The organism is Actinophytocola sp. NPDC049390 (assembly GCF_044466355.1).
Taxonomy (GTDB): domain Bacteria; phylum Actinomycetota; class Actinomycetes; order Mycobacteriales; family Pseudonocardiaceae; genus Actinophytocola.
The window spans coordinates 99,939-111,800 of sequence record NZ_JBITMQ010000003.1 but is presented as its reverse complement, the minus strand read 5'-3'; the positions used below and the strand labels follow the sequence as shown (position 1 = coordinate 111,800).

11 protein-coding genes are annotated in these 11,862 nt (G+C 69.3%); 1 reads left to right on the top strand and 10 read right to left on the bottom strand.

The features are described 5' to 3' along the window. Nucleotides 1-154 precede the first annotated feature (154 nt). Nucleotides 155-925: a fumarylacetoacetate hydrolase family protein gene (locus tag ACIBVP_RS11500; RefSeq protein ID WP_396105988.1), complete on the bottom strand. Its 771-nt coding sequence runs from the start codon at nt 923-925 to the stop codon at nt 155-157. 103 nt (nt 926-1,028) lie between these two features. On the opposite strand from ACIBVP_RS11500, the gene ACIBVP_RS11495 reads away from it, so the two are divergent. Then, the gene (locus ACIBVP_RS11495; protein ID WP_396105987.1) at nt 1,029-1,685 is read left to right on the top strand and encodes a S1 family peptidase; all 657 of its coding nucleotides are present in this window, start codon (nt 1,029-1,031) and stop codon (nt 1,683-1,685) included. Here the strand turns inward: ACIBVP_RS11495 and cimA are convergent. From cimA to ACIBVP_RS11450, 9 genes are all read right to left on the bottom strand, one after another. Then, nucleotides 1,658-3,307, bottom strand: a complete 1,650-nt coding sequence (gene cimA / locus ACIBVP_RS11490) for a citramalate synthase (RefSeq protein WP_396105985.1) — start codon at nt 3,305-3,307, stop codon at nt 1,658-1,660. The two genes, ACIBVP_RS11495 and cimA, sit on opposite strands and share 28 nt — an antisense overlap. Nucleotides 3,308-3,521: 214 nt before the next feature. Next, nucleotides 3,522-3,644 (bottom strand): hypothetical protein, encoded by a 123-nt coding sequence (locus ACIBVP_RS11485; protein WP_396105984.1) that lies wholly within the window; start codon nt 3,642-3,644, stop codon nt 3,522-3,524. 497 nt (nt 3,645-4,141) lie between these two features. Next, a complete protein-coding gene (locus ACIBVP_RS11480) occupies nt 4,142-5,191 on the bottom strand; it encodes a 3-isopropylmalate dehydrogenase (protein ID WP_396105983.1) in 1,050 nt (349 codons plus the stop codon). 107 nt (nt 5,192-5,298) lie between these two features. Next, nucleotides 5,299-6,897 (bottom strand): phosphoglycerate dehydrogenase, encoded by a 1,599-nt coding sequence (gene serA, locus ACIBVP_RS11475; RefSeq protein ID WP_396105982.1) that lies wholly within the window; start codon nt 6,895-6,897, stop codon nt 5,299-5,301. A 258-nt stretch (nt 6,898-7,155) separates the two neighbouring features. After that, nucleotides 7,156-7,833, bottom strand: coding sequence for a hypothetical protein (locus tag ACIBVP_RS11470; RefSeq protein WP_396105981.1), 678 nt, complete (start codon nt 7,831-7,833; stop codon nt 7,156-7,158). Between the two features lie 30 nt (nt 7,834-7,863). Continuing rightward, nucleotides 7,864-8,160 (bottom strand): DUF397 domain-containing protein, encoded by a 297-nt coding sequence (locus tag ACIBVP_RS11465; RefSeq protein WP_396105980.1) that lies wholly within the window; start codon nt 8,158-8,160, stop codon nt 7,864-7,866. A gap of 54 nt (nt 8,161-8,214) precedes the next feature. Continuing rightward, on the bottom strand, nt 8,215-9,228 hold the full coding sequence (gene ilvC / locus ACIBVP_RS11460; protein ID WP_396105979.1) for a ketol-acid reductoisomerase: 1,014 nt from the start codon (nt 9,226-9,228) through the stop codon (nt 8,215-8,217). Between the two features lie 39 nt (nt 9,229-9,267). Next, on the bottom strand, nt 9,268-9,774 hold the full coding sequence (ilvN, locus tag ACIBVP_RS11455) for an acetolactate synthase small subunit (protein WP_396105978.1): 507 nt from the start codon (nt 9,772-9,774) through the stop codon (nt 9,268-9,270). Nucleotides 9,775-9,781: 7 nt separating this feature from the next. After that, on the bottom strand, nt 9,782-11,623 hold the full coding sequence (locus ACIBVP_RS11450) for an acetolactate synthase large subunit (protein ID WP_396105977.1): 1,842 nt from the start codon (nt 11,621-11,623) through the stop codon (nt 9,782-9,784). Between the last annotated feature and the right edge of the window lie 239 nt (nt 11,624-11,862).

Here is an 11,862-nt window from a genome sequence, read left to right as displayed (position 1 = left end):
CTCATCCCCCCTGTTGTGTGGTTTGGTCCCCGGCGGTGTTCTGCTCCTTGCAACACCCCCCCACAACTCGCTGTGCCTGGGAGCGCGACTCGCTATGCCTGGGGGCGCGACTCGCTATGTTTGGGGGCGCGACTCGCGGGGGTTGTTTTTTGGGTTAGCGGGGTTCTGCTGGGTTGGTCAGGGTGCCCAGGCCCTCGATGGTGATGGAGACCGTTTGGCCCGCTGTCATCGGGCCTACGCCTGCCGGGGTGCCGGTCATGATCACGTCGCCGGGCAGGAGGGTCATCACGCGGGACACCCACTCGACCAGCTTCGGTACGTCGTGCAGCAGGAGTGACGTGCGTGAGTCCTGCTTGACCACGCCGTCGAGCGACGTGCTGATCGACAGGTCTGCCGGGTCCACGTCGGTGTTGATCCACGGGCCGAGCGGGCAGAACGTGTCGTGGCCCTTGCCGCGCGTCCACTGGCCGTCGGCCTTCTGCTGGTCACGGGCGGTGACGTCGTTGCCGATCGTGTAGCCGAGGATCACCGACGCGGCCTGTGCGGCGGGCACGTCCCGGCACGGGCGGCCGATCACCGCGACCAGCTCGCCCTCGAAGTCCACTCTGGACGAGTCGGCCGGCAGCTTGATCGCCGCGTTGGGGCCGATCACCGACGTCGACGGCTTCAGGAACATCACCGGGTCGGCGGGCGGCTCGCCACCCATCTCGCGGGCGTGGTCCGCGTAGTTCTTCCCGATACAGATGACCTTCGACGGCAGGATCGGCGCGAGCACCCGCACGTCGGCCATCGGCCATGACTTGCCGGTGTACGTCGGCGTGCCGAACGGGTGGTCGGCCACCTCACGGGCGACGAGATCGTCACCGTCCCCGTCGATCGTGACGAACGCGACCCCACCCGGATGAGCAATTCGAGCAATACGCACGAACCCAGCCTACGAAACGCGCGGGGTCGCCCGGTTGCCGGATAGGCACACCCCACCACTCCTGGTTGTGTCGAATACACCCTGCGTACAAAGGAGTACTCCCATGCGGCGACTCATCGCCTCACTCACCGCGCTGTTCGCGTGCCTTCTCGGCCTGCCCGGCACCGCCGCCGCGGCCCCCGTCCCGATCGGGGGCGGCAGCGTCCTGTTCAACCCGTTGGGCCCGGCCGACGCCCGGTGCACCGTCGCGTTCGCGGCGACCGACGGCGGCCGCGAGTACCTCATCGCTGGCGACGGCTGCGGCACCACGACCTCGACGCTGCTGTACAGCGGCGACAACGTCCTCGTCGGCTCGATCGTCGGCGGGCTCGACGGTGGTTACGTCGTCGTCGCGGTCCGCAACACGGACGCGTGGGACGTGGTCGGCTGGATCGACGCGGGCGGCAGACACCCGATCGCCGGGTCGAAGGAGACGCCGGTCGGCGGGCGCGTGTGCCTGCTGAGCCACTCCTCGGGCATCACGTGCGGCATGGTGACCGCGAAGAACGTGACGATCTCGTACCCGGAAGGCACGATCAGCGGCCTGACCAGGACGAACATCTGCCCGCAGCCACGCAGCGTCGCCTACGTGACCGACGACCAGGCGCAGGGCGTGCCGTTCGGCGGCGGTTCCGGCATCTGCACCACGGCCGGCACCAGCTACTTCTTCCCGGTGAACCGGATCCTGGCGGTCTACGGGCTGACGCTCGTCACCGGCTGAGCGACGCGCATCGCCTTGTGCACCAGTGCGTCGCAGAGCGCGAGCCAGCTCGCCTCGACGATGTTGCCGTGCACCCCGACCGTGGTCCACTCGCGTTCGTGGTCGCTTGACTCGACCAGGACGCGGGTGACCGCGTCCGTGCCCGCAGCACCGGGGAGGATGCGGACCTTGTAGTCGGACAACCTGACGGCCGTCAGCCACGGCAGGTGCGGCTCGAGTGCCCTGCGCAGCGCGGCGTCCAGCGCGTGCACCGGCCCGTTCCCTTCCGCGGTCGCGATGACGCGCTGGTCGGCGACGTGCACCTTCACCGTGGCCTCGGAGACGATCTCGCCGTCCATGCGGTGGTCGAGGATGACCCGGTAGGACTCGAGCCGGAACGGTGGAGCGTCCGCAGTGGTGTCCTCGGCGACATCCGACGACGCGGCGACTTCCTTGCGCAGCAACAGTTCCAGCGACGCGTCGGCTGCCTCGAACGACCAGCCGTGCGCCTCCAGCTCCTTCACCTTGCGCACGGCGGAGGTGAGCGCGGCCGGCTGGCCGGCCAGGTCGACCCCGAGCTCCTTGCCTTTCAGCTCGAGGCTGGCCCGGCCGGCCATCTCGGTCACCAGCACCCGCATGTCGTTGCCGACGACAGATGGATCGATGTGGTTGTACAGCAACGGATCCACCTTGATCGCGCTCGCGTGCAGCCCCGCCTTGTGGGCGAAGGCCGACGACCCGACGTAGGCCTGGTGGGTGTCGGGTGCGATGTTCGCGATCTCGGCAAGCGCGTGCGAGACCCGCGATAGCTCGGGCACGGAGGCGGCCGGGATCACCGGCATACCGAGCTTCGTGACGAGGTTGCCGACCACGGCGAACAGGTCGGCGTTGCCTGCCCGTTCGCCGTAGCCGTTGGCGGTGCACTGGACGTGCGTTGCGCCCGCCTGTACTGCGGCCACGCTGTTGGCGACAGCGCAGCCCGTGTCGTCCTGGCAGTGGATGCCGACGCGGAAACCCGTGCGGGCGATGACTTCCCCCACGGTGTCGGCGAGTTGCAGTGGCAGCTGGCCACCGTTGGTGTCACAGAGGACGGTGACGTCGGCCCCGGCCTCGACCGCCGCGGTGAGGACGCGGAGCGCGGTGTCCGGGTCGTGGGCGAACCCGTCGAAGAAGTGCTCCGCGTCGAGGAAGACGCGCCGGCCCTCTCCGGTCAGGAACGCGACCGTGTCCCGCACCATCGCGCACGCCTCGGTGACGTCCGTACGCAGGGCGCGTTCGATGTGCCGCCGGTCCGACTTGGCGACGAGCGTGACCACCGGCGCCTGCGAGTCGAGGAGCGCCCGCACCTGCGGGTCCCGGTCGGCGGTGGTGCCGGCCCGCCGGGTCGAACCGAACGCGACGAGCACGGCGTGCCTGAAGTGCTCCTCCCGGGCCCGTGCGAAGAACTCGGTGTCCTTCGGCATGGCACCCGGCCAGCCACCCTCGATGAACCCGACCCCGACCTCGTCGAGCAACCGCGCGACGGCGAGCTTGTCGGCGACGGAGTAGGTGATGCCCTCCCGCTGCGCGCCGTCCCGCAGGGTCGTGTCGAACACGTGGAACGAGTCACCGAGTGGGGTTCCGGCCGGGGTCGTGCGGTTCACGACGGGTGCCTTTCGTTGAGGTGGAGCGAAGTATGTCGTTGTGAGGCAACAAAAAAACCTCCCGCAGGATGCGAGAGGTCAGCGCGTCGGGTGTGTAGCTCGGCTACCCGACGCGCTCGGCGATAATGATCACGGTGGAGGTGGTCACGCTGGCATGCTGCCACACGGCGGGGCGCGCTACCAACTTATGGGCCGCATCTCCCACATCCCGGGATCAGGGCACGCACTCCGCGACCGGCGGGCGCGAGGTCCGCACGACACCCCCGATACGTGTGCCCAGCAGGCACTCGGTTCCGGCGACGATCGCGACCGAGACGTCGTCACCGCGCACCGTCACCGTCGGCGGAGGGTCGTCCGGGCCGAGGTTGGTGTTGACGTCGTCGACGAGTTCCTCGGCCTGCGGCCCAGTCGGGTGGCGAGAGCGGCACGCGCGAACCCCTCCGCGGAGTACTGCCGCGGCCAACTGATCGCGATGGCCAGTGTCTCGACCTGCTCATCGGCCTCAGCGGTGCCCTGTGCTTTGGGACCACCCACGACACACCCGGCCAGCACCAAGCCGACGGCCGCGACCACCGGAACCCGCCCCCAGGAACCCATGCGGGCAGGCTGTCCCGGCACGGCACGAACCACGCGATCCGTCACCGAACCGCGGCCGTCGGCCCCCCGAAATCCAGCGTAACGGCCACCACCGACAGAACCGGTGCCTGTGGACAACCCATCCCGTCGCGGACGGTCGTGTCGGTGCCTCGTGAGAGGCTGGCAACCGGGGGCCGGAGGCCAACGCGAAACGGGCGCCTCGGCCGAAAGCCGGGGCGCCCGTTTCGCGAACGAGACCTACAGTTCGACGTTCGTCGTCGGGTTGTTCGACGACACCAGCGCCGCCAGGCGGTCGCCGATTGCGAACGTGTTGCCAGGGGACGGGTGGTCGCGCGTCGCCAGGTCGAACGCCACCGACGCCTCGATCCGCCGTGCCGCCTCGTGCTCGCCGAGGTGGTCGAGCAGCAGCGCGACCGACAGCACGGCGGCGGTCGGGTCCGCGATGCCCTGGCCCGCGATGTCCGGCGCGCTGCCGTGCACGGGCTCGAACATCGACGGGTTCCGCCTCGTGATGTCGATGTTGCCGCTGGCCGCGAGACCGATGCCGCCGGTCACCGCCGCCACCAGGTCCGTGAGGATGTCGCCGAACAGGTTGTCGGTGACGATCACGTCGAAGCGGCTCGGGTCGGTCACCATGTGGATGGTCGCGGCGTCGATGTGCTGGTAGGCCACCGTGACATCGGGGTGCTGCAGCGACACCTCCTCGACCACCCGCGACCACAACGAACCGGCGTGGGTCAGCACGTTCGTCTTGTGCACCAGGGTCAGGTGCTTGCGCGGCCGTGCGACCGCACGCGCGAACGCGTCCCGCACCACCCGCTCAACTCCGTACGAGGTGTTGACGCTGACCTCGGTCGCGATCTCGTGCGGGGTGTCCTTGCGCAGCAGACCGCCGTTGCCCGCGTACAGGCCCTCCGTGCCCTCCCGGATGACGATCATGTCGATGTCACCGGGGTTGGCGAGCGGGCTCTGCACACCCGGGTAGAGCCTGGCCGGGCGCAGGTTCACGTGGTGGTCCAACTCGAACCGCAGGCGCAGCAACAGTCCCCGCTCGAGGATGCCGCTCGGCACCGACGGGTCGCCGACCGCACCCAGCAGGATCGCGTCGTGCTGGCGCAGTTCGCCGAGCACCGACTCCGGAAGCAGCTCACCGGTCGCGTGCCACCGGGTCGCACCGAGGTCGTACTTGGTGACTTCGACGTCCGGCACCACCTCGCCCAGCACTTTGAGCGCCTCGGCGATCACTTCCGGCCCGATCCCATCGCCTGGGATCACCGCGAGCCGCATGCACACCTCCCGGAGTATCAGGCTCTGACAGATTCGTGAAGGTTACCGGGATGACCACTGATCGCCGGTGCTGGCCACCCGACTAGGTGGTGTCGCGGCCGGGAAAATCAGCCGAAATCCACCATGCGGATGACCGAGGCACGTGCGGTGGCGCCGATCGACTCCAGCACAGAGGGGTCGACGGGGCGGTCCACACGCAGAATCATGACCGCGTCCTCGCCGCCACTCGTCTGGCTGATCTGCGCGGCCTCGATGTTGATCCCGACCTTGCCGAGCAGCGTGCCGACGACACCCATGACACCGGGGCGGTCCTCGTACTCCAGCAGCAGGTTCACGCCCTCGGCCCGCAGGTCGAACGACCGGCCGTGCACCTCGACGACCTTCTCGACCTCGGCGATGCCGCTGATCGTGCCGCTGACGGTGAGGGTGTCACCGTCGGGGTAGACCGCGCGGAGCGTGACCAGGCTGCGGTGGTTCGGGGACTCGGCCTCCTTGTTCAGCGTGACGTCGACGCCCAGCTCCTCGGCGATCCGCGTCGCGTTGACGAACGTGACCTGGTCCTCGACGACACCGGAGAACACGCCGCGCAGCGCCGCGAGCGACAGCACCGAGACGTCCTCGTTCGACAGCTCGCCGCGGACCTCGATCGCCACCGACGACGGCGCGGCCGACGAGAACGCCGACAGCACGAGACCGAGCTTCTGGGTGAGCGGCAGGTACGGCCGGACCTCCTCGCCGACGGCGCCGCCCGAGGCGACGTTCACCGCGTCGGGCACGAAGTCGCCGCGCAGCGCCAGCAGCACGGAACGGGCCACGTCCGTGCCCGCACGGTCCTGCGCCTCGGCGGTCGACGCACCGAGGTGCGGGGTGACCACGACGTTCGGGAGGCCGAACAGCGGGCTCTCGGTGGTGGGCTCGGTGGTGAACACGTCCACGCCCGCGCCGCCGATGCGGCCGTCGCGCGCGGCGTCGGCGAGCGCCTGCTCGTCGATCAGACCGCCACGCGCGGCGTTGACGATGATCACGCCCGGCTTGACCTTGGCGAGCTGGTCGGCGCCGATGAGGCCCTTGGTCTCGGGGGTCTTCGGCAGGTGGATGGAGATGATGTCGGCGCGGGCGAGCAGCTCGTCGAGGGTGACCAGCTCGACGCCCAGCTGCGCGGCGCGGGCGGCGGAGGCGTACGGGTCGTAGGAGATCAGCTCGGCGCCGAACGCGGCGAGGCGCTGCGCGAACAGCTGCCCGATCTTGCCGAGGCCGATGACGCCGACGGTCTTGCCGTTGATCTCGACGCCGGAGAACTTGCTGCGCTTCCACTCGTGGTCCTGCAGCGTGGCGTGCGCGGCCGGGATCTGGCGCGCGGTGGCCAGCAGCAGCGCGACGGCGTGCTCGGCGGCGGAGACGATGTTGGAGGTCGGTGCGTTCACGACGAGCACGCCGCGGGCGGTGGCGGCCGGGACCTCGACGTTGTCGAGCCCGACGCCCGCACGGGCGACGACCTTCAGTCGGGTGGTGGCGGCGAGCACCTCGGCGTCCACCTTCGTGGCGGACCGCACGAGAAGGGCGTCCGCCTGGGTGACGGCGTCGAGGAGTGCGGGGCGGTCGGTGCCGTCGACGTGGCGGACCTCCACCTCGTCTCCGAACACGTCGATTACCGAGGGCGCCAGCTTCTCGGCGATGAGGACAACGGGACGAGTCTGCTGGGTCACGACGCGGGCTCCAGGATTGCGCGACTGTTGGGGGCGCGGTTACAGCGCTGTAACCAACCGAGGGCAGTCTAGGAGGTCCGCTGAATCGTTTCTCCACCTGGTGAGCCAGGCGACAGCGCCATTCGCGGTGGTTTCACCCACTTGGGGAGAGTTTCGGGCCGGGATGCCCGATTTCCCCGCAGGTCACCCTCGATTTGTCCCACATCATGGGCGCGGGCGGAGTCGTCGAGGAGAAATGATGTTCCACAATCCGGAACATCATTTCCTGTCGGACAGCTCGCGCAGTGCCGACGCGAGGCCCGCGAGGTTGTCGGTCGCCTCGACCAGCCCGTCCGGCACCGGGTTCGCCGAGTCGGCGAGCACGAGGTGCCCGGCGGCGGCGACCAGTTCCTGGTAACCGTTCAGCCCGCTCTCGAGGTGGCCGAGCAGGTTCCGCATGCCGTCCTCGAGTCCGGCTCGCTGGCCCGCCGGTGAGTGCGCGACCGCGACCTCGACGGCCTCGACCTTGGCGGCGAGCACGCGCAGCCGGTCCGCGGTCTCGGCCGCGGTCCGCCGCGCGGCGTCGACGACCTCGCCGGGCACCGAGGCGCCACGGAGTTGCGTCAACAAGGTTCGCAACGCGGTCTCCGCCCCGGCGAGCCGTTGCACGGGTTCCCGCGCCGCCGAGGTGTTTCCCGGGAGCCGGGGCAAGGCCGCGGGAAGGGCGCGCGCGGGCGCGGCCGCCGCAACCGGACCACGGTTCGCGACCACCCTGGCCCCGGCGAGGACGCCGGTGAGGACGGCGGCGACGAGGCCGCCGATGATTTCGAACAGATCCGGATCGGAGTCGGCGACTTCCGCGAAGACGGCCACGACGAAGATCAACGACCACGCGCTCCACCACATGATCCACACGATGGCGAGCCTGGGGTACGTGCGGCGCTGCGGTGAGGTCACACCGGGATTATCGGCGACCGTGGCACCACGTCACCAGGGTTCGTCGAACTCCCCCGCCTTGGCGCCCTCCACGAAGGCGTCCCACTCCGACTCGGTGAACACCAGGACCGTGTCGTTGGGGCCGGTGAACTTCGAGTTGCGCATGGCGATGTAGGTGTTGCCGTCCGTGTGCGGGACGAACGCGATCTCCACGTACTCGCCGTTCGGATCGGCGTCCGGCTCGGCGGCACGCTGCCACTCGGCCGTGGTCAGGTCGAGCTTGCCCCGCACGTGCGCCTTGTCGTCGAAGATCGGGGCCGACTCGCGGGTGGTCGGTTCGTCACTCATGGCAACCAAAGTACCCGGTGGCCACCAGCGCGGTGGCCACCGGGACTCCGACGATCAGGCGGTTTCCGTGATCGGGCGGTCGACCCACGACATCAGGCCGCGCAGCTTCTTCCCGACCTCCTCGATCGGGTGCTGCTCGCCCTGCTCCACCAGCTTCTGGAAGTTCGGGCGGCCGGCGTCGTCCTCGCCCACCCACTCCTTGGCGAAGGAGCCGTCCTGGATCTCGGTGAGGATCTTCTTCATCTCCTCGCGGGTGGCGTCGGTGATCACGCGCGGACCGCGGGTCACGTCGCCGTACTCCGCGGTGTCGGAGATCGAGTACCGCATGCGCGCGATGCCGCCCTCGTACATGAGGTCGACGATGAGCTTCAGCTCGTGCAGGCACTCGAAGTAGGCCACCTCGGGCGCGTAGCCCGCGTTGACCAGCGTCTCGAAGCCCGCCTGCACCAGCGCGGTCGTGCCGCCGCAGAGGACCACCTGCTCACCGAACAGGTCGGTCTCGGTCTCCTCCTTGAACGTCGTCTTGATGACGCCCGCGCGGGAGCCGCCGATGCCCTTCGCGTACGCCAGGGCCAGCGCCTGGGCCGAGCCCGACGCGTCCTGCTCGATCGCGATCAGGCAGGGCACGCCCTTGCCGTCCACGAACTGGCGGCGCACCAGGTGACCGGGGCCCTTCGGCGCGACCATCGCCACGTCCACGTTGGACGGCGGGGTGATGAGGCCGTAGCGGATGTTGAAGCCGTGCCCGAAGAACAGCGCGTCGCCGTCCTTGAGGTTCGGCGCGATCTCCTCGGCGTAGATGGTGCGCTGCTTGGTGTCCGGCGCCAGGATCATGATCACGTCGGCCCACGCGGCGGCCTCCGCGACGGTCTGGACGGTCAGGCCCTCCTCCTCGGCCTTGGCCCGCGACTTGGACGACTCCGGCAGCCCGATCCGGACCTCGACCCCCGAGTCGCGCAGGGACAGCGCGTGCGCGTGGCCCTGGCTGCCGTAGCCGACGACGGCAACCCGACGGTTCTGGATGATGGACAGGTCAGCGTCGTCGTCGTAGAAGATCTCGACAGCCATGCTGGTGTGTACTTCCTTCCTCAGAAATTCTCGAAAAAACTAGCGGACGCCCGTCGCGGTGATGGAGCGCGGACCGCGGCCGATCGCGACCATGCCGGACTGCACCATCTCCCGCACGCCGTACGGCTCGAGCATCCGCAGCAGTGCCTCGAGCTTGTCCACGGTGCCGGTCGCCTCGACCGTCAGCGCCTCCGGGGACACGTCGACCACCTTGGCGCGGAACAACTGCACGGTCTCCAGCACCTGCGTGCGCACCGTGGCGTCCGCGCGGACCTTCACCAACAGCAGCTCCCGCTGCACCGACACCTGGGGGTCGAGTTCGACGATCTTGATGACGTTCACGAGCTTGTTGAGCTGTTTGGTCACCTGTTCGAGTGGCAGCTCGTCCACCGCGACGACGATGGTCATGCGGGAGACGTCGGCGTGCTCGGTCGGGCCCACCGCGAGCGACTCGATGTTGAAGCCACGCCGGGAGAACAGGCCCGCGACGCGCGCGAGGACACCCGGCTTGTTCTCGACCAGAACTGACAGAGTGTGTGTGCTCATCGATACATCAGTCCTCGTCGAACAGCGGGCGGATGCCGCGCGCTGCCATGATCTCGTCGTTGCCGGTACCGGCGGCGACCATCGGCCACACCTGTGCGTCCTTGCCGACCACGAAGTCGATCACCACCGGGCGGTCGTTGATCTCCATGGCGCGGTGGATGACGGCGTCGACGTCCTCTTTGGACTCACAGCGTAGCCCGGCGCAGCCGAGCGCCTCCGCCAGCAGGGTGAAGTCCGGGATGCGGTGCTTGTGCGTGCCCAGGTCGGTCTGCGAGTACCGCTCCGAGTAGAAGAGGTTCTGCCACTGCCGCACCATGCCCAGGTTGCCGTTGTTGATCACGGCGACCTTGATCGGCGCACCCTCGATGGCGCACGTGGCCAGCTCCTGGTTGGTCATCTGGAAGCAGCCGTCGCCGTCGATGGCCCACACGACCTTGTCCGGCACGCCGAACTTGGCGCCCATGGCCGCCGGCACCGCGTAGCCCATCGTGCCGAGCCCACCGGAGTTCAGCCACGTCGCCGGGTTCTCGTACTTGATGAACTGCGCGGCCCACATCTGGTGCTGGCCGACGCCCGCGGTGTAGACGGCCTCCGGGCCGGCGATCTGGCCGATCCGCTCGATGACGTACTGCGGCGACAGCGACCCGTCCTCCGGCCACTCGTAGCCCAGGGGGAACGTGTCCCGCCACGTGTCGAGCTGCTGCCACCACTTCGCCAGGTCGGCCTGCTTGCCGCCGTCCGCGATCTCGGTGCGCACCGCGGCGATCAGCTCCGCGATGATCTCCTTGCAGTCGCCGACGATGGGCACGTCCGCGCGGCGGTTCTTGGAGATCTCCGCCGGGTCGATGTCGGCGTGCACGACGGCCGCGTCCGGCGCGAACGTCGACAGCTGGCCGGTGACGCGGTCGTCGAACCGGGCGCCCAGCGCGATCAGCAGGTCGGAGCGCTGCATGGCGGCCACGGCGCCGACCGAGCCGTGCATGCCCGGCATGCCGAGGTGCTGGCGGTGCGAGTCCGGGAAGGCGCCCTTGGCCATCAGCGTCGTGACCACCGGGATGCCGGTCAGCTCGGCCAGCTCGGCCAGCTCGGCCGACGCGTTCGCCTTCAGCACCCCGCCGCCGACGTAGAACACCGGCCGCTTCGCGCCCGTGATCAGCTTCGCGGCCTCGCGCACCTGCTTGCCGTGCGGCCGGGTGGTCGGCTTGTAGCCGGGCAGGCGCATCTCGGGCGGCCACGAGAAGGACGTGTTCTCCTGCAGCACGTCCTTCGGGATGTCGACGAGCACCGGCCCGGGCCGGCCCGTGCTCGCGATGTGGAACGCCTCGGCGATGGTCCTGGGGATGTCCGCGGGGTCGGTCACGAGGAAGTTGTGCTTGGTGACCGGCAGTGTGATGCCGCAGATGTCCGCTTCCTGGAACGCGTCGGTGCCGATGAGGGCCCTGGTCTGCTGCCCGGTGATGGCGACGACCGGGACGGAGTCCATGTTGGCGTCGGCGAGCGGCGTGACCAGGTTCGTGGCGCCGGGACCGGAGGTGGCCATGCACACGCCGACCTTGCCGGTGGCCTGCGCGTACCCGGTTGCGGCGTGGCCCGCGCCCTGCTCGTGGCGGACGAGGACGTGCCGGACCTTCGTCGAGTCCAGGAGCGGGTCGTAGGCGGGGAGGATGGTCCCGCCCGGAATGCCGAACACCACCTCGACGCCTACCGCCTCGAGCGACCGGACGAGCGACTGTGCGCCGGTCACGCGGACCGGCGTGCCGGTCGGCGGTGCTGGTTTGGGTCGGGGGCCGCCGGGACGGGGCCCTGGCGTCGCGGCGACCGGAGTCGTCCGCTGTGTCGCACTGGTCATCGGCTTCAGCCTCTTGTCGGGGTCTCTACCAGGCTCTCGAACTGGCCTCACACACGAAAAAACCCCCGTCGACCACGATGGGCCGTACGAGGGTCGCGCGTTCGACGCAGCTGACTTCCTCAGCGTCGAACGCGCTGGGGAAGTACGAGACCGGTCTGCTGGGGCACGCTTGCAGACGTTAGTGCGATCGGCGTAGGGCGTCAACTCTGCGGGATTGTGATCTCGGATGATGAGAGACC